Consider the following 23823-nt stretch of genomic DNA (forward strand, 5'->3'; position numbering starts at 1 on the left):
ACCTCGGTCAGCCGGCGCGAGAGCCGGTGCGCGAGCTCGATCGGCAGCGGCATCAGGTTCGGGGTCTCGTCCGAGGCGTAACCGAACATCAGGCCCTGGTCGCCCGCGCCCTGCTTGTCGAGCTCGTCCTCATCACCCTCGACGCGGGTCTCGTACGCCGTGTCGACGCCCTGCGCGATGTCCGCGGACTGGGCACCGATGGACACCGACACGCCACAGGAAGCGCCGTCGAAGCCCTTCTTGGACGAGTCGTAGCCGATCTCCAGGATCTTCTCGCGGACGAGCTGGGCGATCGGCGCGTACGCCTTGGTGGTCACCTCGCCCGCGATGTGGACCAGACCGGTGGTGATCAGGGTCTCCACCGCCACGCGGGACGTGGGGTCCTCGCGCAGCAGGGCGTCGAGAATGGTGTCGCTGATCTGGTCAGCGATCTTGTCGGGGTGGCCCTCGGTAACGGACTCCGAGGTGAACAGACGGCGGGACACATCGCTCCCTGGGGTTGCAGCGGCTGCTGGCTGATCATTTGACGGCACGGTATCGGGGGCTGCGCCCGTTCCGTACCGGGTTCAGCTTATCGGGCGCCGCCACCCGCAAGACCACCTGTCTCGCCTTCTGGGAGCCGTGTGACCTGCGGCACTCCATTCTTGCGCCATCCGGAGCACCGGAACAAGGGTGCTCACCGGGCCGGCGGGGCCGTGAGGCGGGCCGCGACGTGGTCCCAGATCACGTCCGCCAGAGCTTCCTTGGGACCGTGGGGCACAGGGGTCTCGGTGCCGTCGGACGCGAGGATCACGGCCTCGTTCTCCTCGGATCCGAAAGTCTTCTGTTCGCCGACCTCGTTGACCACGAGCAGGTCGCAGCCCTTGCGCTTCAGCTTGCTCCGGCCGTTGGCGAGGACCTCGTCGGTCTCGGCCGCGAATCCCACCACGACCTGGCCCTCCCGGGCGCGTCGCGCGGAGACCTCGGCGAGCACGTCCGGGTTGCGCACCAGGGTGATCGGGGCGGGCTCCTCGCCGTCCTTCTTCTTGATCTTCCCCTCGGCGTACGCGGCGGGGCGGAAATCGGCCACGGCGGCGGCCATGACCACGGCGTCCGCGTCCGCCACGGCAGCCAGGACGGCCTCCCGGAGCTGGAGCGCGGTGCCGACCCGTACGACGTCGGCGCCGGCCGGGTCGGGCAGCGCGGTGTTGGCCGCGATCAGGGTGACCCGGGCGCCGCGCGCCACCGCCGCACGGGCCAGTGCGTAGCCCTGCTTGCCGGAGGAGCGGTTGCCGAGGAAGCGGACCGGGTCCAGGGGTTCGCGGGTGCCGCCGGCGCTGACCACGACGCGCCGCCCGGCGAGGTCGGGCCCGGTGCCGGCGCGCTCCGGACCGCTCCGGCCCAGGACGTGCCGGCAGACCTCGAAGATCTCCTCGGGGTCGGGCAGCCGCCCCTTGCCGGTGTCCTTGCCGGTGAGCCGGCCGACGGCGGGCTCGATGACCACCGCGCCGCGCCGGCGCAGGGTGGCCACGTTCTCCTGGGTGGCCGGGTGCTCCCACATCTCGGTGTGCATGGCGGGGGCGAAGACGACCGGGCAGCGTGCGGTGAGCAGGGTGTTCGTCAGCAGGTCGTCGGCGAGCCCGTGGGCGGCCTTGGCCAGCATGTCGGCGGTGGCGGGGGCGACCACGACGAGGTCGGCGGACTGGCCGATGCGCACGTGCGGGACCTCGTGGACGGTCTCCCAGACCTCGGTGCCGGCCGGGTTCCCGGAGAGTGCGGCCCAGGTGGCCTCGCCGACGAAGTTCAGGGCCGAGGCGGTCGGCACCACGCGCACGTCGTGTCCGGATTCGGTCAGCCGGCGCAGCAGCTCGCACGCCTTGTACGCGGCGATGCCGCCGCTGACCCCCAGCACGACCTTCGGCTTGTCCACTGAGTCTCCCGCTCGTCGGTCGTCGTCGTGACGACGTCGTTCCATGACACACCCCATGACACACCACAGGCCCGGCAGCGGTGCTGCCGGGCCTGTGGTGAAGGTGTTTCGTGCCTTACTGGGCCGGGGCCTCGATGGCCTCGGAGGTCAGCAGACCCGCGTTGATCTCGCGCAGGGCGATCGACAGCGGCTTCTCGTGGACGTGGGTGTCCACCAGCGGACCGACGTACTCCAGGAGGCCCTCACCGAGCTGCGAGTAGTACGCGTTGATCTGACGCGCGCGCTTGGCCGCGTAGATCACGAGGCTGTACTTCGAGTCCGTGGCCTCGAGCAGCTCGTCGATCGGCGGGTTGATGATGCCCTCGGGCGCGGTGATGGAAGAGGACACGCTCTACCTTCCGAAGATGGGTAAATGATCAAACAAACGATCAAACAACTTCCATCAAGGCTAGCAGCTCGCGCGCCACGTCCTCGACGGAGGTGTTGACCAGGGTGGTGTCGAACTCGGATTCGGCGGCGAGCTCGATCTTCGCGGTGTCGAGCCGGCGCTGGATGACCTCCGGCGGCTCGGTCCCGCGACCGGTGAGCCGGCGGACCAGTTCGTCCCAGCTCGGCGGGGCGAGGAAGACCAGCTGGGCCTCCGGCATGGACTCGCGGACCTGCCGGGCGCCCTGGAGGTCGATCTCCAGGAGGACGGGTTCGCCGCGCTCGAGCCGCTCCAGCACCGCCCCGCGGGGGGTGCCGTAGCGGTTGCCCGCGAACTCGGCCCACTCAAGCAGCTCGCCATTGGCGATCAGCTTGTCGAACTCGTCGTCCGTGACGAAGAAGTAGTGGACTCCGTGTCGCTCACCGGGCCGCGGCTTGCGGGTGGTGGCCGACACCGAGAGCCAGACCTCGGGGTGGACCTTGCGCATATGCGCGACGACCGTGCTCTTGCCGACCCCGGAGGGGCCGGAGAGCACGGTCAGCCGCGGACGAACCTCTGCTGCCATGAAGCGATTATCCCGGTTCTTGAGACTGCTCGGGAACACGGGACGAACTTCGGGCAACGCTTCAGGCGGAGCGGCCGCCGAACTCGCGCTCCAGGGAAGCGATCTGGTTGGAGCCGAGACCCCGGACACGCCGGGACTCGGAGATGCCGAGGCGCTCCATGATCTGCTTGGCGCGGACCTTGCCCACGCCGGGCAGCGACTCAAGAAGAGCCGAGACCTTCATCTTGCCGATGACCTCGTTCTTCTGACCCTGCTCGATGACGTCGTGCAGGGAGGCGCCGGAGTGCTTGAGTCGATTCTTGACCTCGGCCCGCTCCCGGCGAGCCGCGGCGGCCTTTTCGAGCGCGGCTGCGCGCTGTTCAGGGGTAAGGGGCGGAAGAGCCACGCCTACGTCACCTCGGATGTAGAACTGTCGGATACGGACCGAGCGCACGAACAGTGGTTGCGCTCGTTCGCTCTGCTCGGAGACTAGCGGCCAGGACCGCTCCAGTCAGCGAGAACGAACGAAAAGTCCTGGTCAGCATCCACTGAACCGAACATCCCGGACAAAATACCCCGGTTTTGTCCGACGGCCGACCTGCGATTTCGTCAAATCTCGCGGTCGGGTTCCCGGCCGGTGACCGGCCGGGAACGGGTCCGGCCCCGCTTCAGCCCGCGACCGCCTCGCGGATCTCGTCCGCGAACCGCTCCGCGGAGGCGCGCAGCGCGGCCACGTCCGGGCCGTGCTTGAGGACGCCCCGGGAGACGTTCGGGACCACGTTGCGGACCGCCGTGCCGAAGACCGCCGGGAGGTCCGCGGCGGTGGCGCCCTGGGCGCCGATGCCCGGGGCCAGGAGGGGGCCGTTGATGTCCAGGTCGAAGGCGGACAGGTCGCCGAGGGTGGCGCCGACCACCGCGCCGAAGGAGCCCATGGGCTCGGCGCCGGCGTTCTCCGCCGCCAGGTGGGCCAGCATGGTGGCGCCGATGGTCAGGCCGTCCTCGCGGACGGCGCGCTGGACCTCCGCGCCCTCCGGGTTGGAGGTGAGCGCGAGGACGAACAGGCCGGCGCCGTTCTCCCGGGCCAGGTCGACGGCGGGCTTCAGCGAGCCGTAGCCCAGGTACGGGGAGACCGTCAGGGCGTCGGAGAAGAGCGGGGAGTCCTTGCGCAGGAAGGTCTCGGCGTACGCGGCCATGGTCGAGCCGATGTCGCCGCGCTTCGCGTCCATGACGACCAGGGTGCCGGCCGCGCGGGCGTCCGCCACGGTCCGCTCCAGGACCGCGATGCCCCTGGAGCCGAACCGCTCGAAGAACGCGGCCTGCGGCTTGAAGACCGCCACGGAGTCCGCCAGGGCCTCCACGACCGTGCGGGAGAACCGCTCCAGGCCCTCGATGTCGTCGTTCAGGCCCCAGGAGGACAGCAGGGCGGCGTGCGGGTCGATGCCGACGCAGAGCGGGCCCCGTGCGTCCATGGCCTCGCGGAGTCGGGTACCGAAGGAGAGAGTCACAGGGAAGCCTTCCGGGTCTCGGCGCCGACGGCCTCGGCGAGGGTGGCGTAGGGGCTGGCGGCCAGGCGGGCGGCCAGGCCCTTGTGGATGGCTCGGGCGTAGCAGGGACCCTCGTAGATGAAGGCGCTGTAGCCCTGGATGAGGGTGGCGCCGGCCAGGATGCGCTGCCAGGCGTCCTCGGCGTTCTCGATGCCGCCCACGCCGACCAGGACGATCCGGTCGCCCACCCGGGCGTACAGGCGGCGCAGGACCTCCAGGGAGCGCTCCTTGACGGGGGCGCCGGACAGTCCGCCGGTCTCCTTGAACAGCTCCGGGGAGGACTTCAGCCCCAGCCCCTCCCGGGCGATCGTGGTGTTCGTGGCGATGATGCCGTCCAGACCGAGCTCCAGGGCGAGGTCGGCGACGGCGTCGACGTCCTCGTCGGCCAGGTCGGGGGCGATCTTTACCAGGAGGGGGACCCGGCGGCCGGTGACCGAGCGGTCGGCGGCCTCGCGCACGGCGGTCAGCAGCGGGCGCAGGGACTCGGTGGCCTGGAGGTTGCGCAGGCCGGGGGTGTTGGGCGAGGAGACGTTGACCACGAGGTAGTCGGCGTGGCGGGCGAGCCGCTCGGTGGAGAGCACGTAGTCGGCGGCGGCCTCGGCCTCCGGCACGACCTTGGTCTTGCCGATGTTGACGCCGACGACCGTCCTGAAGACGGGCTTGCGCGCCGCCAGGCGGGCCGCCACGGCCTCGGAGCCCTCGTTGTTGAAGCCCATGCGGTTGATCAGGGCGCGGTCCGGCACGAGGCGGAACAGCCGCTTCTTGGGGTTGCCGGGCTGGGCCTGGCCGGTGACCGTGCCGATCTCGACGTGGTCGAAGCCGAGCATGGACATGCCGTCGATGGCGACGGCGTTCTTGTCGAAGCCCGCGGCCAGGCCGAAGGGGCCGTGGAAGCGCAGGCCCAGGGCCTCGGTGCGCAGCTCCTTGTGGCGGGGGGCGAGGTAGGCGGCGACGAAGGTGCGCAGCACGGGGGTGCGGGCGGCCAGGCGGATCCACCGGAAGGCCGTGTAGTGGGCCTGCTCGGGGTCCATCCGCTTGAAGACCAGGTTGAAGAACAGCTTGTACATCGTCCGTTTAGTCCCTTTAGTCCCTTGAATCCCTTGTGTGCTCGAAACGAGCTCATGAAAGGGGGGACACCGGTCGAAGTCGCCGGTGCCCCCCTTTCGAACGGGCTGCTAGTCGCGGGCCGCGGTCAGGTGCTCCGCGTGCTCCTGGAGGGAGCGGACGCCCACGTCGCCGCGGTTGAGGGCGTCGATGCCCTGGACCGCCGCGGCGAGCGCCTGGACGGTGGTCAGGCACGGGACGCCGCGGGAGACCGCCGCCGTACGGATCTCGTAGCCGTCGAGGCGGCCGCCGGTGCCGTACGGGGTGTTGACGATCAGGTCGACCTGGCCGTCGTGGATCAGCTGGACGATGGTCTTCTCGCCGCCCGGGCCCTCGCCCTCGGACTGCTTGCGCACGATGGTGGCGTTGATGCCGTTGCGCTTGAGGACCTCGGCGGTGCCGGAGGTGGCCATCAGCTCGAAGCCGTGGGCGACCAGCTCACGGGCCGGGAAGATCATCGAGCGCTTGTCCCGGTTGGCGACCGAGATGAACGCGCGTCCCTTGGTGGGCAGCGGGCCGTAGGCGCCGGCCTGCGACTTGGCGTACGCCGTGCCGAAGACCGAGTCGATGCCCATGACCTCGCCGGTGGAGCGCATCTCCGGGCCGAGGACGGTGTCCACGCCGCGGCCGTGGATGTCGCGGAAACGGCTCCACGGCATCACGGCCTCCTTGACGGAGATCGGCGCGTCCATCGGCAGGGTGCCGCCGTCGCCGTTCTTCGGCAGCAGGCCCTCGGCGCGCAGCTCGGCGATGGTGGCGCCGAGCGAGATGCGGGCGGCGGCCTTGGCCAGCGGGACCGCGGTCGCCTTCGAGGTGAAGGGGACGGTCCGGGAGGCGCGCGGGTTGGCCTCCAGCACGTAGAGGATGTCGCCGGCCATCGCGAACTGGATGTTGATCAGGCCTCGCACGCCGACGCCCTTGGCGATGGCCTCGGTGGAGGCGCGCAGGCGCTTGATGTCGTAGCCGCCGAGGGTGATCGGGGGCAGGGCGCAGGCCGAGTCGCCGGAGTGGATGCCGGCCTCCTCGATGTGCTCCATCACGCCGCCCAGGTAGAGCTCCTGGCCGTCGTAGAGGGCGTCGACGTCGATCTCGATCGCGTCGTCGAGGAAGCGGTCGACCAGCACGGGGCGGGTCGGGGAGATCTCGGTGGACTCGGCGATGTACGCCTGCAGGCGCGCCTCGTCGTAGACGATCTCCATGCCGCGGCCGCCGAGCACGTAGGACGGGCGGACCAGGACCGGGTAACCGATCTCGTCGGCGATGGCCTTGGCGCCGGCGAAGGTGGTGGCGGTGCCGTGCTTGGGGGCGGGCAGGCCGGCCTCCTGGAGCACGCGGCCGAAGGCCCCGCGGTCCTCGGCGGCGTGGATGGCTTCCGGGGAGGTGCCGACGACCGGTACGCCGTTGTCCTTCAGCGCCTGGGACAGGCCCAGCGGGGTCTGGCCGCCGAGCTGTACGACGACGCCCGCGATCGGGCCCGCGAGGGACTCGGCGTGGACGATCTCCAGGACGTCCTCCAGCGTGAGCGGCTCGAAGTACAGCCGGTCGGAGGTGTCGTAGTCGGTGGAGACGGTCTCGGGGTTGCAGTTGACCATCACGGTCTCGTAGCCGGCCTCGCTCAGGGCGAAGGAGGCGTGGACGCAGGAGTAGTCGAACTCGATGCCCTGGCCGATGCGGTTCGGGCCGGAGCCCAGGATGATCACCGCGGGCTTCTCGCGGGGCGCGACCTCGGACTCCTCGTCGTAGGAGGAGTAGAAGTACGGGGTCTTGGCGGCGAACTCGGCGGCGCAGGTGTCGACCGTCTTGTAGACCGGGCGGACGCCCAGGGCGTGCCGGACCTCGCGGACGACGTCCTCGCGCAGGCCGCGGATCTCGGCGATCTGGGCGTCGGAGAAGCCGTGCCGCTTGGCCTCGGCGAGGAGCTCGGGCTCGAGCTTCTCGGCGGCGGCGAGCTCGTCGGCGATCTCCTTGATCAGGAAGAGCTGGTCGACGAACCACGGGTCGATCTTGGTGGCCTCGAACACCTCCTCCTGGGTGGCGCCGGCGCGGATGGCCTGCATGACGGTGTTGATCCGGCCGTCGGTCGGACGGACCGCGATGGCCAGGAGCTCCGCCTTGTCACCGGGCTCGCCGACGAAGGTGAACTGCGAGCCCTTCTTCTCCAGGGAGCGCAGGGCCTTCTGCAGGGCCTCGGTGAAGTTGCGGCCGATGGCCATGGCCTCGCCCACCGACTTCATGGTGGTGGTGAGGGTGGCGTCGGCCAGCGGGAACTTCTCGAAGGCGAAGCGCGGGGCCTTGACGACGACGTAGTCGAGGGTCGGCTCGAAGGAGGCCGGCGTCTTCTCGGTGATGTCGTTGGGGACCTCGTCGAGGGTGTAGCCGATGGCCAGCTTGGCGGCGATCTTGGCGATCGGGAAGCCGGTGGCCTTCGACGCCAGCGCCGAGGAGCGGGAGACGCGCGGGTTCATCTCGATGACGATGACGCGGCCGTCGTCCGGGTTGATCGCGAACTGGATGTTGCAGCCGCCGGTGTCGACGCCGACCTCGCGGATGATCGCGATGCCGATGTCGCGCAGGCGCTGGTACTCGCGGTCGGTGAGGGTCATCGCCGGGGCGACGGTGATCGAGTCACCGGTGTGCACGCCCATCGGGTCGAAGTTCTCGATGGAGCAGACGACCACGACGTTGTCGGCCTTGTCGCGCATCAGCTCCAGCTCGTACTCCTTCCAGCCGAGGATGGACTCCTCCAGGAGCACCTCGGTGGTCGGGGAGAGCGTCAGGCCCTGGCCGGCGATGCGGCGCAGCTCCTCCTCGTCGTGGGCGAAGCCGGAGCCGGCGCCGCCCATGGTGAAGGAGGGGCGGACGACGACGGGGTAGCCGCCGAGGGTGTCCACGCCATTGAGGACGTCGTCCATGGAGTGGCAGATGACCGAGCGGGCGGACTCGCCGTATCCGATCTTGGCCTTGACGGCCTCGACGACGCCCTTGAACAGGTCGCGGTCCTCGCCCTTGTTGATCGCCTCGACGTTGGCGCCGATGAGCTCGACGCCGTACTTCTCCAGCACACCCTGCTCGTGCATGGAGATGGCGGTGTTCAGGGCGGTCTGGCCGCCGAGGGTGGGGAGGAGCGCGTCGGGGCGCTCCTTCGCGATGATCTTCTCGACGAACTCGGGGGTGATCGGCTCGACGTACGTGGCGTCGGCGATCTCCGGGTCGGTCATGATCGTCGCCGGGTTGGAGTTCACCAGGATGACCCGCAGGCCCTCGGCCTTGAGGATGCGGCACGCCTGGGTACCGGAGTAGTCGAACTCCGCGGCCTGGCCGATGACGATCGGGCCGGAGCCGATGACCAGGACGGACTGGATATCGGTGCGCTTAGGCACGCTGGCCCTCCATCAGGGAAACGAAGCGGTCGAACAGGTACGCGGCGTCGTGCGGGCCCGCGGCCGCCTCGGGGTGGTACTGGACGCTGAAGGCCGGCTGGTCGAGCAGCTGGAGGCCCTCCACCACGTTGTCGTTGAGGCAGACGTGGGAGACCTCGGCGCGGCCGTAGGGGGTGTCGGAGACCTTGTCGAGGGGCGCGTCCACGGCGAAGCCGTGGTTGTGCGCGGTGACCTCGACCTTGCCGGTGGTGCGGTCCTGGACCGGCTGGTTGATGCCGCGGTGGCCGTACTTCAGCTTGTAGGTGCCGAAGCCGAGCGAGCGGCCGAGGATCTGGTTGCCGAAGCAGATGCCGAAGAGCGGGGTCTTGCGCTCCAGCACGCCCTGCATGACGGAGACGGCGTGGTCGGCGGTGGCCGGGTCGCCGGGGCCGTTGGAGAAGAACACGCCGTCCGGGGCGACCGCGTAGATGTCCTCCACGGTGGCGGTGGCGGGCAGCACGTGCACCTCGATGCCGCGCTCGGCCATCCGGTGCGGGGTCATGCCCTTGATGCCCAGGTCGACGGCGGCGACGGTGAACTTCTTGTCACCGATCGCGGGGACGACGTAGGTCTCCTTGGTGGCGACCTCGGCGGACAGGTTGGCGCCCTTCATCTGCGGGGCGGCCTGCACCTTGGCGACCAGGGCCTCCTCGCGGACGCCGGTCCACGCCTCGCCGGAGAAGATGCCGACGCGCATGGCGCCGCGCTCGCGCAGGTGGCGGGTGAGGGCGCGGGTGTCGATGCCGGAGATGCCGACGACGCCCTGCCGCTCCAGCTCCTCGTCCAGCGAGCGCTGCGCGCGCCAGTTGGAGGGGATGCGGGCGGGGTCGCGGACGACGTAACCGCTGACCCAGATGCGCGAGGACTCGGGGTCCTCGTCGTTCACACCGGTGTTGCCGACGTGCGGGGCGGTCATCACCACGACCTGGCGGTGGTACGACGGGTCGGTGAGGGTCTCCTGGTAACCGGTCATGCCGGTGGAGAACACGGCCTCGCCGAAGGTCTCCCCCACGGCTCCGTAGGCGCGGCCGCGGAAGACGCGCCCGTCCTCCAGGACGAGTACGGCGGGAGCTTTGGCTGCTCCCCTGGTGGAGGTCGTCATCGTTCGGCGCCTTCCGTCATGGTGGTGGTGGATTGGTTCATGGAGTTGATCGCCTCGACCCAGGCGGCGTGCTCGGCCGCACGGTCGGAGCGGAATCCGGAGTCGATCAGCTTGTCGCCGTGCGCCCAGGTGACGACGAGCAGACCGCCCTCGGTGAGTACCTTGCCCGCGATTCCCTTGTCGAGGCGGGCGCCGCGCAGCTGCACGGCCGGTACGAAGAAATCTGTTGCCCCCGGACGGACCACGTCGAGGCCCGCTTCGGTGAGGGTGAGCTCGACCCGGCTGCGGACGCCCAGGCTGTGCGCGACGATCCGGTCGAGCCACTGTCCGGCGGTGGTGGACCCGTGGTACCGGCCGGTGAGGGCCAGCCGGTGTTCGGGAAGTCCACCGGGTGCGACGGGCAGCTCCGGCAGGTCGTTCTGCAGGGCTCCCCGCCATTTCCAGCCTTGCCGCATCAGCCAGTACACGAAGGCGATGAAGAGGATCAGACCGATCACCCACGCGATGCGGGCGCCCCAGTCCGTCACCTCCGCCGACTTCTGTTCGGTTGCCACGGTGGCCTTGTGGGCCAGCTGGATCACTGCAGGTGTCACGCGAGTTTCCCGTCCACGACCGTTGCCCGGCCCCGCAGGAAGGTGTGAGTGACGCGCCCCGGCAGCTCGCGGCCCTCGTAGGGCGTGTTGCGGCTGCGGGAGGCGAAGTGTGCGGGGTCCACGACACCACGGTACGAGGTATCGACCAGGGTCAGGTTCGCGGGTTCACCTGCCGAGACGGGGCGTCCGTGGTGGGCGAGGCTGCCGATGCGCGCCGGGGCGGAGGACATCCGGTCGGCGACCCCGGCCCAGTCGAGCAGGCCGGTCTCGACCATCGTCTGCTGGACGACGGAGAGGGCGGTTTCCAGGCCGACCATGCCCATGGCGGCGGCGGCCCACTCGCAGTCCTTGTCCTCGTGCGGGTGCGGGGCGTGGTCGGTGGCGACGATGTCGATCGTGCCGTCGGCCAGGGCCTCGCGGAGCGCCATCACGTCGGCCTCGGTGCGCAGCGGCGGGTTGACCTTGTAGACCGGGTCGTACGAGCGGACCAGCTCGTCGGTGAGGAGCAGGTGGTGCGGGGTGACCTCGGCGGTCACGTCGATGCCGCGGGACTTGGCCCAGCGGACGATCTCGACGGAGCCGGCGGTGGAGAGGTGGCAGATGTGCACGCGGGAGCCGACGTGCTCGGCGAGCAGCACGTCGCGGGCGATGATCGACTCCTCGGCGACGGCGGGCCAGCCGCCCAGGCCCAGCTCGGCGGAGACGACGCCCTCGTTCATCTGGGCGCCCTCGGTGAGGCGGGGCTCCTGGGCGTGCTGGGCGACGACGCCGCCGAAGGCCTTTACGTACTCCAGGGCGCGGCGCATGATCACGGCGTCGTCGACGCACTTGCCGTCGTCGGAGAAGACGGTGACGGCGGCGGCGGACTCGTGCATGGCGCCCAGCTCGGAGAGCTTCTTGCCCTCCAGGCCGACGGTGACGGCGCCGATGGGCTGCACGTCGCAGTAGCCGGCCTCCTGGCCGAGGCGGTAGACCTGCTCGACCACGCCGGCGGTGTCGGCGACGGGGAAGGTGTTGGCCATGGCGAAGACGGCGGTGTAGCCGCCGGAGGCGGCGGCGCGGGTGCCGGTGAGGACGGTCTCGGAGTCCTCGCGGCCGGGCTCGCGCAGGTGGGTGTGAAGGTCGACGAGGCCGGGGAGGAGGACCTGGCCGGCCGCCTCGATGACGGTGTCGACGCCGTCGGCGGACAGCCCGGTGCCGACCTCGGCGATGGTCTCGCCGTCGATCAGGACGTCCTGCGGCTCGCCGCCCAGTACCTTCGCGCCACGGATCAGGATCTTGCTCATGGTTACTTGTTCTCCTCGGTGCGCGCGGCGGCGGGGGCGGTGGTGGTGACGGCGGGCTCGGAGCCGCCCAGCAGCAGGTAGAGCACGGCCATGCGGATGGACACGCCGTTGGCGACCTGCTCGACGACCGTGCAGCGGTCGGAGTCGGCGACCTCGGCGGTGATCTCCATGCCGCGGACCATGGGGCCGGGGTGCATGACGATGGCGTGCTCGGGCATCTTGGCCATGCGCTCGGCGTCCAGGCCGTAGCGGCGCGAGTACTCGCGCTCGGTGGGGAAGAAGGCGGCGTTCATCCGCTCTCGCTGCACACGCAGCATCATCACCGCGTCGGACTTCGGCAGCACCTCGTCGAGGCTGTACGAGACCTCGCAGGGCCAGTTCTCCACGCCGACCGGGACCAGGGTGGGCGGGGCCACGAGGGTGACCTCGGCGCCGAGGGTGTGCAGCAGGTCCACGTTGGAGCGGGCCACCCGGCTGTGCAGCACGTCGCCGACCAGGGTGATGCGGCGGCCGTCGAGGCCCTTGCCGAGGCCGGCGTCGCGGCCGACCAGGCGGCGGCGCATGGTGAAGGCGTCCAGCAGGGCCTGGGTGGGGTGCTGGTGGGTGCCGTCGCCGGCGTTGATGACGGGGGCGTCGATCCAGCCGGAGGTGGCGAGCCGGTAGGGGGCGCCGGAGGCGTGGTGGCGGATGACCACGGCGTCGACGCCCATGGCCTCCAGGGTCTGGGCGGTGTCCTTGAGGGACTCGCCCTTGGAGACCGAGGAGCCCTTGGCGGCGAAGTTGATGACGTCGGCGGAGAGCCGCTTCTCGGCGGCCTCGAAGGAGATCCGGGTGCGCGTGGAGTCTTCGAAGAAGAGGTTGCAGATCGTGCGGCCGCGGAGGGTGGGCAGCTTCTTGATCGGCCGGTCCGCGACGCGGGCCATCTCCTCGGCGGTGTCGAGGATGAGGACGGCGTCGTCGCGTGTGAGGTCGGCGGCCGAGATGAGGTGGCGCTTCATCTGGGTGCTCCGTAGAGGTCGTGAGGATCAGCGGGTACGGCGCGGGGCGCCGCGGTGGCCTGCGTACCGGCGGGCACGGGGCAGAACGGGGCAAGTCGGGCGGTGCGGGGCACACTGGGGCGCAGGTCCGGATCGCGGACCTGTCACCCGTTCGGCCTACTGCTGCCCGGCTGCCCGGTCGGTCCGCTGGCCGAGCAGCACGGCGTCACGGCCGTCCTCCTCCTGGAGCTGGACCTTGACGGCCTCCCGCAGCGACGTGGGGAGGTTCTTGCCGACGTAGTCGGCACGGATGGGGAGCTCGCGGTGGCCGCGGTCGACGAGGACCGCGAGCTGTACGGCGCGGGGGCGGCCGAGGTCGCCGAGGGCGTCCAGGGCGGCGCGGATGGTGCGCCCGGAGAAGAGCACGTCGTCGACGAGGACCACGAGGCGGCCGTCGATGTCGTCGCCGGGGATCTCGGTGCGGCCGATCGCCCGGGCGGGCTTCATCCGCAGGTCGTCGCGGTACATGGTGATGTCGAGGGAGCCGACCGGGATCTTGCTGCCGGTGATCTCTTCGAGCTTCGCGGCCAGCCGGCGGGCGAGGTACACACCGCGGGTGGGAATGCCGAGGAGCACCACGTCGTCGGCGCCCTTGGCGCGTTCGACGATCTCGTGGGCGATACGGGTGAGGACCCGGGCGATGTCCTGCGCCTCCAGAACGGGGCGGGTGTCGCCGGTCTCCTGCTGAGCTGCCGGGGCGTCCATGAAAAGGACCTCCTTCTCCGCCTCACGGGACGGTTCTTAAAGGACGTCGGTGTACGGATGTACGGGGGCCACGTTACCAGGGCGGGACGGGGGGCTCCGCAAGGGGGTCGCGGAGATCCTTCCCGGGGGTGCGAGCCGGTCCATTCGGCTTGACGCAGCCAAGTAACGCTGCGTAACCTCACAGTGAGTTACCAGCCGCACGGCGGAGCCGCATGTGGTCAAGTAGTCACAGAGCTATACAGCGTCACAGAGCTATACAACGTTACAGAGCTATACAGCGTCACAACGTCATGTTGTAGCAGCGTCACGTCATCGCAGTGCCCAGAAGTCACAGCGTCACAGCGTCCGGGAGCGTTATGTCCAGCGAATACGCCAAACAGCTCGGGGCCAAGCTCCGCGCCATCCGCACCCAGCAGGGCCTCTCCCTCCACGGTGTCGAGGAGAAGTCGCAGGGCCGGTGGAAGGCAGTGGTGGTCGGGTCGTACGAGCGCGGGGACCGCGCCGTGACCGTCCAGCGCCTTGCCGAGCTCGCGGACTTCTACGGCGTGCCGGTGCAGGAGCTCCTGCCGGGCACCACCCCCGGCGGTGCGGCCGAGCCGCCGCCGAAGCTGCGTCTGGACCTGGAGCGGCTGGCCCACGTGCCCGCCGAGAAGGCCGGTCCCCTGCAGCGTTACGCCGCCACCATCCAGAGCCAGCGCGGCGACTACAACGGCAAGGTCCTGTCGATCCGCCAGGACGACCTGCGGACGCTGGCCGTCATCTACGACCAGTCCCCCTCCGTGCTGACCGAGCAGCTGATCAGCTGGGGCGTGCTGGACGCGGACGCGCGCCGCGCCGTGGCCCACGAGGAAGCCTGATCCTCAGGGATCTGAAGAAACGTATACGCGGTAACGGAAGGGCCCGCAGCGCTGGTGCGCTGCGGGCCCTTCCGCATGCCGTCGGGTCTCCCGCGTCGGTCCTCGGGTCAGTCCTCGCCGCGGCGAAGGCTGGGCTTGAGGTCCTTGAAGCGGCCCAGGAGCCCGTTCACGAAGGCCGGGGAGTCATCGGTGGAGAACTCCTTGGCCAGCTGGACGGCCTCGTCGATCGCCACGGCGTCCGGGGTCTCGTCGACCCAGATCAGCTCGTAGGCGCCCAGGCGCACGATGTTCCGGTCCACGACCGGCATGCGGTCGAGGTCCCAGTCCACGGCGTAGGTGGCGATCAGATCATCGATCCGGTTCACCCGTTCGGCGTAGCCCTCCACGAGATTCATGGTGAACTCGCTGACGGGGGGCTGGCGGGTGTCGCTCCGCGAGTGCCGGATCCAGTCCGCGAGGACCTCGCGCACGGGGACCCCGCGCTGGTCGGCCTCGAAGAGGATCTGGAAGGCGCGCTTGCGCGCGTTGCTGCGGGCAGCCACGGTTAGCCGCTCACCCGGCCGAGGTAAGAGCTGTTGCGGGTGTCGACCTTGACCTTCTCGCCGGTGCTGACGAAGAGCGGCACCTGGATCTCGTGGCCGGTCTCCAGGGTGGCGGGCTTGGTGCCACCGGTGGAGCGGTCGCCCTGGACGCCCGGGTCGGTGTGCTTGATGACCAGCTCGACGGCGGCCGGGAGCTCGACGTAGAGCACCTCGCCCTCGTGGCGGGCCACGGACGCCTCGAAGCCCTCGATGAGGAAGTTGGCGGCGTCGCCGACGACCTTGCGGTCGATGTGCAGCTGGTCGTAGGTCTCCAGGTCCATGAAGACGAAGTACTCGCCCTCCATGTAGGAGAACTGCATGTCGCGACGGTCGATGGTGGCCGTGTCGACCTTGATGCCGGCGTTGAAGGTCTTGTCGACGACCTTGCCGGACAGCACGTTCTTGAGCTTGGTGCGCACGAAGGCCGGGCCCTTGCCGGGCTTGACGTGCTGGAACTCGACGACGGACCAGAGCTGGCCGCCTTCGAGCTTGAGCACCATGCCGTTCTTGAGGTCGTTCGTGGAAGCCACGGTTGCGGAATCTCCTGCACTGGAAGACCAAGGGCCGCGGCGCGCGCACAGCTTCGGCTACAGCGCGAGCAGCTCCTTGGTCGTAATGGTGAGTAGCTCGGGACCGCCGTCCGCCTCGGGGCGCACGACGAGCGTGTCATCGATCCGGACACCTCCCCGCCCGGGGAGGTGAACCCCCGGCTCGACGGTGACCGGCACGCAAGCGTCCAGTTTACCCATGGCCGCAGGTGCAAGCTGCGGGTCCTCGTCGATTTCGAGACCGACGCCGTGACCGGTCGAGGGCGCGAGGGCCTCGCCGTGTCCGGCGGAGTCCAGCACCGACCGCGCGGCATGATCCACGTCGCGGTAGGCGGCACCGGGCAGCAGGGCCTCGCGGCCGGCCCGCTGGGCCGCGAACACGAGGTCGTAGAGCTCGATCTGCCAGTCGGCGGGAGTGGTGCCGATCACGAAGGTACGGCCGATCTCGCAGCGGTACCCGCGGTAGGCGGCTCCCAGGCAGACCGAGAGGAAGTCGCCCTCCTCGACCCGTCGGTCGGAGGGGCGGTGGCGGGACCGGCCGGAGTTCGGGCCGGTGCCCACGGAGGTGGGGAAGGCAGGGCCGTCGGCGCCGTGGTCGACCAGCCGCCGCTCCAGTTCGAGCGCGAGGTGCCGTTCCGTCCGGCCGACCAGGATCGACTCCAGCAGCTCGCCGAGCGCCTGGTCGGCGATCTCGGCGGCGATCCGCAGGCAGGCGATCTCCTCCTCGTCCTTGACCAGCCGCTGCTGCTCCACGGCGGTGCCGAGGTCGGCCAGGTGCAGCCTGGGGGCGACCGAGCGGAGGGCGCGGTGCCGGGCGACGGTGAGGTGGTGCTCCTCCACGGCCAGGGTCTCGGCGAGGACGGCGGGGCCCGCGGCGAGGTCCGCGGCGGCGACCGCGGGGTCGGCGCCGGGGGTGGCCAGTACGGTCACGGCCAGCTGTTCGTCGAGCCGGCCCTCGTCCGGTTCCCCGGTGGGCGCGCCGGGACTGAACAGCACGTCCTCGGCCGTGCCCACCAGCAGCACGGCGCCGGTGGGGCTGGCGCCGGCGAGGTAGCGGACGTTCGCCGGGCGCGTGATCAGGGCGGCGGTGTTGCCGGTTGCGGCGCAGCGGTCGCGAAGCAGGGCTCGGCGGGCGGCGTACACATCTGACATGGTTCGAGCGTATTTGCGTAGCCGCGGCCCTGCGCGCCGAGCGCGTCCGGCCGGGTCCGCTGCGCGGCGCCGGCTACCAGCGGGGCGGGACGGTCAGGGCCCGGGCCAGCGCCTCGTCGAGGGCCCTGGACGTGGCCTCCACGTCCAGGTTCGAGTTGTCGATGATCGGGAGGCCGGAGCCGTACCAGCCGGCCATGCGCCCGTGGATGCGGGCGACCTCCTCGTCGGAGAGCCTCCGGTTGCCCGAGCGCTCCGCGTTGCGTTCGAGCACGATCTCCAGGCCGGGCAGCAGGACCACCGGGAGCAGTCCGGGGCCCATGTGGCGTTTCCAGCCGCCGAGCCCCACCACCGGCCGGTCGGGGAAGACCGCGTCGTCGACGATGCAGGAGATGCCGTTGGCCAGGAAGTTCCGGGCGGCGAAGCCGCAGGTGCGGCGGGCGAGGCGGTACTGCGCCTCGGAGTGCTCGTTCCAGCCCGCCTGCGGGTCCGCGAACCCTGCGCAGACCCATTCGCGTACGTCGTCCAGGCTGATGTGCGCGGTGGCCACCGGCCGGGTGGCGGCCCAGTGCCGGGCCACGGTCGTCTTGCCGGCGCCGGCCGGGCCGATCAGCAGGACCGACAGGGTGGCCCCGCCGGTGCCGGGCGCGGCCGGCGGAGGCAGCGGGACGTGCCCGGTGGCCTCCGGCACCGGGGCCACGGGGGCCACCGGGGCCGGAGGAGAAGCCGGCCAGCCCTGCGCGGGGGGTATCGGCGGTTGCGGGGGCACGCCCGGGTGGTGCCCCGGCGGCCCCCAGCCCCCCACTCCGTGCTGCATCCGCTGCCACTCCGTCTCGTTCACGGCCGGCCCTGAGGTTCACGGCCGGCTGCTGATGCGAGAACGTTATCTCAGCCCTGGACTTCCTCCGCCAGTGCGCGCAGCGCCAGCCGGTAGGAGCCCAGACCGAAGCCCGCCACCGTGCCGGTGGCCACCGCGGCGATGACCGAGGTGTGCCGGAACTCCTCCCGGGCGTACGGGTTGGAGATGTGCACCTCGATCAGCGGGGCGGTGCGCTGGGCCGCGGCGTCCCGCATCGCGTACGAGTAGTGCGTGAACGCGCCGGGGTTGATGACCACCGGGATCCGCCCGTCCGCTGCCTCGTGCAGCCAGCGGACGAGCTCGCCCTCGTCGTTGGTCTCGCGGACCTCGACGTCGAAGCCGAGCTCTGCGCCGAGCTCGGTGCAGGTCTCCACCAGGCCCTTGTAGGAGGTGGAGCCGTACACGTCGGGCTCGCGGGAGCCGAGCCGGCCCAGGTTCGGACCGTTCAGCACCAGGACGGGCCGGCTCATGCCGACACCTCGCCGTACGCGGCGATCAGGTGGGCCGGGTCGGGGCCCTCCAGGACCGTCGGCTTGGCCAGGCCGTCCAGGACGATGAAGCGCAGCAGGTTGCCCCGCGACTTCTTGTCGACCTGCATGGTCTGCAGCAGCTTGGGCCACTGGTCGCCGCGGTAGGTGAGCGGCAGTCCGACGGAGGCCAGGATCGCCCGGTGCCGGTCGGCGGTGGCGTCGTCCAGGCGTCCGGCCAGCCGGCCCAGTTCGGCGGCGAAGACCATGCCCACGGACACGGCCGCGCCGTGCCGCCACTTGTAGCGCTCGTTCTTCTCGATGGCGTGCGCGAGGGTGTGGCCGTAGTTGAGGATCTCCCGCAGCCCGGATTCCTTCAGGTCGCTGGAGACCACGTCCGCCTTGACCTGGATGGAGCGGACGATCAGCTCGGCCGTGTGCGGGCCGGCGGGCGTACGGGCGCCCTCCGGGTCGGCCTCGATCAGGTCGAGGATCACCGGGTCGGCGATGAAGCCGGCCTTGATGATCTCGGCCAGGCCGGAGACGTAGTCGTTGACCGGCAGGGAGCCGAGCGCGGCGAGGTCGCAGAGGACCCCGGCCGGCGGGTGGAAGGCGCCGACGAGGTTCTTGCCCTCGGCGGTGTTGATGCCGGTCTTGCCGCCTACCGCCGCGTCCACCATGGCGAGCACCGTGGTGGGGACGGCGATCCAGCGGACGCCGCGCAGCCAGCTGGCCGCGACGAAGCCCGCCAGGTCGGTGGTGGCGCCGCCGCCCACGCCGACGATGACGTCGGTGCGGGTGAAGCCGGACTGGCCGAGCGCCTTCCAGCAGTAGGCGGCGACCTCGACGGTCTTGGCCTCCTCGGCGTTCGGCACCTGGATGGCGATCGCCTCGTAGCCCTGTTCGGCGAGGTCGTCGCGCAGGGCCTCGCCGGTGGAGGCGAGCGCCTCGGGGTGGATCACGGCGACCCGCTGGGCCTTCGTGCCGACGAGCCCGGCGAGCTCGCCGAGCAGCTGGTGCCCGACCAGCACGTCGTACGGGTCGTGGCCGGCGCTGCCGCCGACGTGGATCCGCGTCACCTGCTGGTCGGTGTCCTGCTCCGTCATGAGTCCTTCAGCTCCAGTGCGTCGAGGACCGCCTGCGCGACCTCTTCGGGGGTGCGGTCGTCGGTGGCCACGACGACGCGTGCGACTTCGGTGTAGAGGTGGCGACGGGCCTCCATCAGCTCGCGCCACTGACGGCGCGGGTTGACGGCGAGCAGCGGGCGGGCGGTGTTCAGCCCGACCCGGCGCACGGCCTCCTCCACGTCCATCGAGAGGTAGGCGACCGGCAGCCCGGCCAGCAGCCCGCGGGTCCCCTCGTCCAGGACGGCGCCGCCGCCGAGGGCGAGGACCCCGGTGTGCTCGGTGAGCGCCGTGGCGACGGCTTCCCGCTCCAGTGCCCGGAAGTGGTCCTCGCCGTCGTTCACGAAGATGTCCGCGATCTCACGGCCTTCGTCGGCGACGATGTCGGCGTCGGTGTCCCGGTAGGGGACGCCGAGCCTCGCGGCCAGCAGCGCCCCCACCGTGGACTTGCCCGAGCCCATGGGCCCGACCAGGACGACCAGTGGTCCGCCGGTCACCGGATGTGGAGGTTGTCGAGGTACGCCTGCACGTTGCGGCGGGTCTCCGGGACGGAGTCACCGCCGAACTTCTCGACGACGGCGTCGGCGAGGACGAGGGCGACCATGGCCTCGGCGACGATGCCGGCGGCCGGCACGGCGCACACGTCAGAGCGCTGGTGGTGGGCGGCGGCCGCCTCACCGGTGACGACGTCGACGGTCGCCAGGGCGCGCGGAACGGTCGCGATGGGCTTCATGGCGGCCCGGACGCGCAGCAGCTCGCCGGTGGTCAGGCCGCCCTCGGTGCCGCCGGCGCGGCCGGAGGTGCGCTTGATGCCCTCGGGAGTGGAGACGATCTCGTCGTGCGCCTTCGAGCCGGGCACGCGGGCGAGCTCGAAGCCGTCGCCGACCTCGACGCCCTTGATGGCCTGGATGCCCATGAGGGCGCCGGCGAGGCGGGCGTCGAGACGGCGGTCCCAGTGGACGTGGGAACCGAGGCCGACGGGGACGCCGTAGGCCAGGACCTCGACGACGCCGCCGAGGGTGTCGCCGTCCTTGTGCGCCTGGTCGATCTCCGCGACCATCGCCTTCGACGCGTCGGCGTCGAGGCAGCGCACCGGGTCGGCGTCGAGCTTCTCGACGTCGGCGGGGGTCGGGTAGACGCCGTACGGGGCCTTGGCCGCGGCCAGCTCGACCACGTGCGAGACGATCTCGATGCCGGCGACCTCCTTGAGGAAGGACCGGGCGATCGCGCCGAGGGCGACCCGGGCGGCGGTCTCACGGGCGCTGGCGCGCTCCAGGATCGGCCGGGCCTCGTCGAAGCCGTACTTCTGCATGCCGGCGAGGTCGGCGTGGCCGGGCCGCGGGCGGGTCAGCGGCGCGTTGCGGCCGGTGTCCTTGAGCAGCGAGGGGTCGACCGGGTCGGCCGACATGACGGTCTCCCACTTGGGCCACTCGCTGTTGCCGACCATGACGGCGACGGGCGACCCGAGGGACAGGCCGTGCCGTACGCCGCCCAGGAAGGTGATCTCGTCCTGCTCGAACTTCATGCGGGCACCGCGGCCATAGCCCAGCCGACGCCGAGCCAGGTGATCGGCCACCAGCTCGGTGGTGACCGGAACGCCGGCGGGAAGACCCTCCAGCGTCGCGACCAGCGCCGGTCCGTGGGACTCTCCGGCCGTCAGCCAACGCAACCTGCTCAACGATGCTCCTCATGCTCGCGCGTGATCCGGCGGTGGCCGACCGGGGCGCGCAGCCCTGGTCCGCCACACTGATCCTCCCACGTCCGGGCGGGTATGACGGGCCCTGGTCCAGCTATCGGACGCCTTGTCCGTCAGGTGTGCACCGTCGCGCGTCGGGAATGTGTGGTCCGGGCGTCAGGAATGCGCGGTCCGGGCGTCCAGCGCGCGCTGTCCGGCGGCCCGCATGGCCGCCAGCGGCCCCGGCCGTCCGGTCATCTGCTCGACCTGGAGCACCGCCTGGTGGACCAGCAGGTCCAGGCCGCCGAGCAGCTTTCCGCCCCGCTCGGACCAGGCGGCGGCGAGCGCCGTCGGCCAGGGCTCGTAGAGCACGTCGAAGAGGGTGCCGGGGCTCTCCGGCACGGCGCCGGCCAGTGCGTCGGTGGTGCCCGCCGGAGTGGTGGCGATCACCAGCGGTGCTTCGAGGGCTGCAGCCGCGTCCGCCCAGTCGGCCGTGCGGACGGACACGCCGAGGCGCTCGCCCCACTGCCGCATCTCGTCGGCGCGCGCCCGGGAGCGCACGTACGCGGTGACCTCGCCGGAGCAGATCCGGGAGAGGGCGGCCAGGGCCGAGGAGGCGGTGGCCCCGGCGCCGAGCACGGCCGCCGAGTCGACCTTGTCCACGCCCCGCTCGCGGAGCGCGGCGATCAGGCCGGGGATGTCGGTGTTGTCGCCGGTCAGCCGGCCGTCCTCGGCGCGGACGACGGTGTTGACCGCCTCCACGGAGGCCGCGGTCTCGCTGATGCCGTCCAGCAGCGGGATGATCGCCCGCTTGAGCGGCATGGTCAGCGACAGTCCGGCCCACTCGGGGCCGAGCTGCGCCACGAAGTCCGGGAGCGCGGCCTCGTCGATCTCGAAGCGGTCGTAGGACCAGTCGGCGAGGCCGAGCTCCTCGTAGGCGGCGCGGTGCAGGACCGGGGAGAGGGAGTGCTCGATCGGCGATCCGAGCACCGCTGCGCGCTTCACTGCTTCTTCTCTTGCCTTTCCTTCTCGTACTCCGCGCGGTTCTGGTTGTGCTCTTCGTTGGTGGTGGCGAACAGGGTCCGCTTCTCCAGGGACACGAAGTAGAACCAGGGCCCGGGCTCGGGGTTGAGCGCGGAGTGCAGGGCCTCCTGACCGGGGTTCCCGATCGGACCGGGGGGCAGGCCCTTGATCTTGTAGGTGTTGTACGGGTCGTTGAGCGTACGGAGCTTGTCGACGGAGCCGACGTCCAGGGTGCTCTGACCCTTCATGTAGTTGATCGTGGAGTCGAAGTCCAGCAGACCGTAGGTCTCGGTGTTGTCCGGGTCCAGACGGTTGTAGACGACGCGGGCGATCTTGTCGAAGTCGGGCTTGTTGTTGCCCTCGGCCTGGACGAGGCTGGCCAGGGTGAGGATCTGGAGCGGGTTCTGCAGGCCCAGCTTGGCGGCCTGGCCCTGGACGTCCTGCTCGGTGAACGACTCGTTGGCCTTGGCGACCATCTGCTTGAGCAGGGACTGCGGGGTCGAGTCCTTGCCCAGGTCGTAGCGGGTCGGGAAGAGGAAGCCTTCCAGCGGGTCCTTGATGTCCTTGCTGTTGTTGGCCCAGGCGGGCAGCCCGAAGGTCTTGAACTCCTTCTTGGCGATCTCCGCGGTGGTGCCCTCGGGCTTCCGCAGGCGCTTGTCGATCTCCTTGTAGATCTGGACGTTGCGCCAGCCCTCGGGGATCGTGAGGACGTTCAGCTTGGTCGGGTCGATCATCAGGGCGACGGCCGCCTTGGCGGACATCTCCTTCTTCATCGGGTAGAGGCCCGGCTGGATCGATTTGCCCCTGGGGTCGGCGCCCGCCGCGTCCGTGAACGCCTGGACGCTCTTGACCACGCCGGCTTCCTTGAGCGCCAGGCCGATGTCCATGAGGCTGGCGCCGGCCTTGATCTCCACGTCGACGGGCGCGCCGCCCTCGCCGGTGAAGTCCTCGGGCGCGCCGAACCGGTCCTGCAGGAAGGAATAGCCGTAGTAGCCCACGCCGCCGACGCCGCCCACCAGGACGAGCGTCACGAACAGGCAGGCGACACCGTTGCGGCCCTTGCGCTTCTTGGCCTTGCCCTCGCCGTCACCGCCGCCCTTTCCGCCCTTGCCACCGCCCTTGCCGCGGGCGGAGCGGCGGCCGCCGGGGGGCGTGCCGTCCTTGTCGGCGGCGTCGTCGTCGCCGTCCTCGTCCCCTTCGGGGGACCGTTCCTCCGCGGCGGGGTCGGTGTCCTCGTCCTCCACCTGCCACGGGGAGGCCGGCCGGCGGCGGCCGGGGGGCTCCGGCGGCGGGTACGCCTCTTCGGTGCCGTAGCCGTCGGCGGTCTCGCCGGGGTAGGCGGTGGCCTGCTGCTGGGGGTAGGGCTCGGGGCCCGCGCCGTAGGGGTCGCCCCCGTACGGCGCCTGCGGCGGAGCCGGGGTCGGGGTCTGGAAGTGGCCGCCCTGGGAGTCGTACGTCTGCTGCCCGTCGAAGTACGGCTGCTGCCCCTGCGGCACCTGCTGCTGGAACTGCGGGGACTGCTGGAAGTGCGGCGCCTGCGGGAACTGAGGGGGCTGCTGGGGGTGGTGTGGCTGCTGGGGGTGGTGTGGCTGTTGGAACTGCGGTGCCTGCGGATGCCCCTGGTACTGCGGGCCGGGGTACTGCTGGTCCGGGTAAGGGGCGTTCTGGTATCCGGCGTCCGGGTACTGCTGGTCCGGATAGGGCTGGTCCGGGTACTGCTGCTGGGCGTTGGCCTGGGGATAGTGCTGCTGGGCCTGCTGCTCGCCCGTCCACCCCGGGTCCCCGTAGAGGGGGTCCGCGGGGTGCCACGGTTCAGGGGCCTGGCCCCGCCCATACTCAGTCATCGATCCCCTAGCGCCGCGCCGCGTCG

General features: G+C 70.9%; 24 protein-coding genes. 1 reads left to right on the forward strand and 23 read right to left on the reverse strand.

Translation table 11 applies throughout. The features are described 5' to 3' along the window. From AB0O36_RS33545 to pyrR, 13 genes are all read right to left on the reverse strand, one after another. The coding region (locus tag AB0O36_RS33545) for an S-adenosylmethionine synthetase N-terminal domain-containing protein (protein WP_365116911.1) at positions 1–485 on the reverse strand (485 nt) is incomplete at its 3' end. A gap of 191 nt (positions 486–676) precedes the next feature. Further along, positions 677–1909, reverse strand: coding sequence for a bifunctional phosphopantothenoylcysteine decarboxylase/phosphopantothenate--cysteine ligase CoaBC (gene coaBC, locus AB0O36_RS33550; protein ID WP_365116914.1), 1233 nt, complete (start codon positions 1907–1909; stop codon positions 677–679). Between the two features lie 115 nt (positions 1910–2024). After that, complete coding sequence (gene rpoZ, locus AB0O36_RS33555; protein WP_004948662.1) at positions 2025–2297, reverse strand: DNA-directed RNA polymerase subunit omega; 273 nt, start codon at positions 2295–2297, stop codon at positions 2025–2027. A gap of 40 nt (positions 2298–2337) precedes the next feature. Continuing rightward, the gene (gene gmk / locus AB0O36_RS33560; protein WP_365116917.1) at positions 2338–2901 is read right to left on the reverse strand and encodes a guanylate kinase; all 564 of its coding nucleotides are present in this window, start codon (positions 2899–2901) and stop codon (positions 2338–2340) included. A 61-nt stretch (positions 2902–2962) separates the two neighbouring features. Next, positions 2963–3286, reverse strand: coding sequence for an integration host factor (locus AB0O36_RS33565; RefSeq protein ID WP_365116919.1), 324 nt, complete (start codon positions 3284–3286; stop codon positions 2963–2965). A gap of 262 nt (positions 3287–3548) precedes the next feature. Continuing rightward, positions 3549–4385: an orotidine-5'-phosphate decarboxylase gene (gene pyrF, locus AB0O36_RS33570; RefSeq protein ID WP_365116921.1), complete on the reverse strand. Its 837-nt coding sequence runs from the start codon at positions 4383–4385 to the stop codon at positions 3549–3551. Further along, on the reverse strand, positions 4382–5491 hold the full coding sequence (locus AB0O36_RS33575) for a quinone-dependent dihydroorotate dehydrogenase (protein WP_365116922.1): 1110 nt from the start codon (positions 5489–5491) through the stop codon (positions 4382–4384). The genes pyrF and AB0O36_RS33575 overlap by 4 nt, the downstream gene beginning before the upstream one ends. A gap of 108 nt (positions 5492–5599) precedes the next feature. Next, a complete protein-coding gene (carB, locus tag AB0O36_RS33580; protein WP_365116924.1) occupies positions 5600–8908 on the reverse strand; it encodes a carbamoyl-phosphate synthase large subunit in 3309 nt (1102 codons plus the stop codon). Beyond that, a complete protein-coding gene (gene carA, locus AB0O36_RS33585) occupies positions 8901–10049 on the reverse strand; it encodes a glutamine-hydrolyzing carbamoyl-phosphate synthase small subunit (RefSeq protein WP_365116925.1) in 1149 nt (382 codons plus the stop codon). Before carA ends, carB begins: the two co-directional genes overlap by 8 nt. After that, positions 10046–10642 (reverse strand): hypothetical protein, encoded by a 597-nt coding sequence (locus tag AB0O36_RS33590; RefSeq protein ID WP_365116927.1) that lies wholly within the window; start codon positions 10640–10642, stop codon positions 10046–10048. The genes carA and AB0O36_RS33590 overlap by 4 nt, the downstream gene beginning before the upstream one ends. Further along, positions 10639–11928, reverse strand: a complete 1290-nt coding sequence (locus AB0O36_RS33595; protein ID WP_365116930.1) for a dihydroorotase — start codon at positions 11926–11928, stop codon at positions 10639–10641. The genes AB0O36_RS33590 and AB0O36_RS33595 overlap by 4 nt, the downstream gene beginning before the upstream one ends. A gap of 2 nt (positions 11929–11930) precedes the next feature. After that, on the reverse strand, positions 11931–12926 hold the full coding sequence (locus AB0O36_RS33600) for an aspartate carbamoyltransferase catalytic subunit (protein WP_365116932.1): 996 nt from the start codon (positions 12924–12926) through the stop codon (positions 11931–11933). A 156-nt stretch (positions 12927–13082) separates the two neighbouring features. Further along, positions 13083–13670, reverse strand: coding sequence for a bifunctional pyr operon transcriptional regulator/uracil phosphoribosyltransferase PyrR (gene pyrR / locus AB0O36_RS33605; RefSeq protein WP_365116934.1), 588 nt, complete (start codon positions 13668–13670; stop codon positions 13083–13085). A gap of 356 nt (positions 13671–14026) precedes the next feature. On the opposite strand from pyrR, the gene bldD reads away from it, so the two are divergent. After that, on the forward strand, positions 14027–14527 hold the full coding sequence (gene bldD, locus AB0O36_RS33610; RefSeq protein WP_125645028.1) for a transcriptional regulator BldD: 501 nt from the start codon (positions 14027–14029) through the stop codon (positions 14525–14527). A 107-nt stretch (positions 14528–14634) separates the two neighbouring features. Here bldD and nusB read toward each other — a convergent pair whose 3' ends face one another. The 10 genes from nusB to mltG form a co-directional block, all read right to left on the reverse strand. After that, positions 14635–15069, reverse strand: a complete 435-nt coding sequence (gene nusB, locus AB0O36_RS33615) for a transcription antitermination factor NusB (protein WP_365116937.1) — start codon at positions 15067–15069, stop codon at positions 14635–14637. 2 nt (positions 15070–15071) lie between these two features. Beyond that, the gene (gene efp / locus AB0O36_RS33620) at positions 15072–15638 is read right to left on the reverse strand and encodes an elongation factor P (protein ID WP_365116939.1); all 567 of its coding nucleotides are present in this window, start codon (positions 15636–15638) and stop codon (positions 15072–15074) included. Between the two features lie 57 nt (positions 15639–15695). After that, positions 15696–16808: an aminopeptidase P family protein gene (locus tag AB0O36_RS33625; protein WP_365116942.1), complete on the reverse strand. Its 1113-nt coding sequence runs from the start codon at positions 16806–16808 to the stop codon at positions 15696–15698. 73 nt (positions 16809–16881) lie between these two features. Continuing rightward, positions 16882–17622, reverse strand: a complete 741-nt coding sequence (locus AB0O36_RS33630) for an AAA family ATPase (protein ID WP_365117009.1) — start codon at positions 17620–17622, stop codon at positions 16882–16884. Positions 17623–17693: 71 nt separating this feature from the next. Beyond that, positions 17694–18134 (reverse strand): type II 3-dehydroquinate dehydratase, encoded by a 441-nt coding sequence (gene aroQ, locus AB0O36_RS33635; RefSeq protein ID WP_365116945.1) that lies wholly within the window; start codon positions 18132–18134, stop codon positions 17694–17696. Then, complete coding sequence (gene aroB, locus AB0O36_RS33640) at positions 18131–19237, reverse strand: 3-dehydroquinate synthase (protein ID WP_365116947.1); 1107 nt, start codon at positions 19235–19237, stop codon at positions 18131–18133. Before aroB ends, aroQ begins: the two co-directional genes overlap by 4 nt. Next, complete coding sequence (locus AB0O36_RS33645) at positions 19234–19752, reverse strand: shikimate kinase (RefSeq protein WP_365116949.1); 519 nt, start codon at positions 19750–19752, stop codon at positions 19234–19236. The genes aroB and AB0O36_RS33645 overlap by 4 nt, the downstream gene beginning before the upstream one ends. Continuing rightward, positions 19749–20933 carry a chorismate synthase gene (gene aroC, locus AB0O36_RS33650; protein WP_365116952.1) on the reverse strand — a complete coding sequence of 395 codons (1185 nt, stop codon included), beginning with the start codon at positions 20931–20933 and terminating at the stop codon, positions 19749–19751. Before aroC ends, AB0O36_RS33645 begins: the two co-directional genes overlap by 4 nt. A gap of 174 nt (positions 20934–21107) precedes the next feature. After that, positions 21108–21935, reverse strand: a complete 828-nt coding sequence (locus AB0O36_RS33655; protein WP_365116953.1) for a shikimate dehydrogenase — start codon at positions 21933–21935, stop codon at positions 21108–21110. Further along, positions 21932–23797 carry an endolytic transglycosylase MltG gene (gene mltG, locus AB0O36_RS33660; RefSeq protein ID WP_365116955.1) on the reverse strand — a complete coding sequence of 622 codons (1866 nt, stop codon included), beginning with the start codon at positions 23795–23797 and terminating at the stop codon, positions 21932–21934. Before mltG ends, AB0O36_RS33655 begins: the two co-directional genes overlap by 4 nt. Positions 23798–23823: the final 26 nt, after the last annotated feature.

Origin of the sequence: Streptomyces sp. NPDC089799, assembly GCF_040684755.1 — a bacterium.
GTDB lineage: Bacteria > Actinomycetota > Actinomycetes > Streptomycetales > Streptomycetaceae > Streptomyces.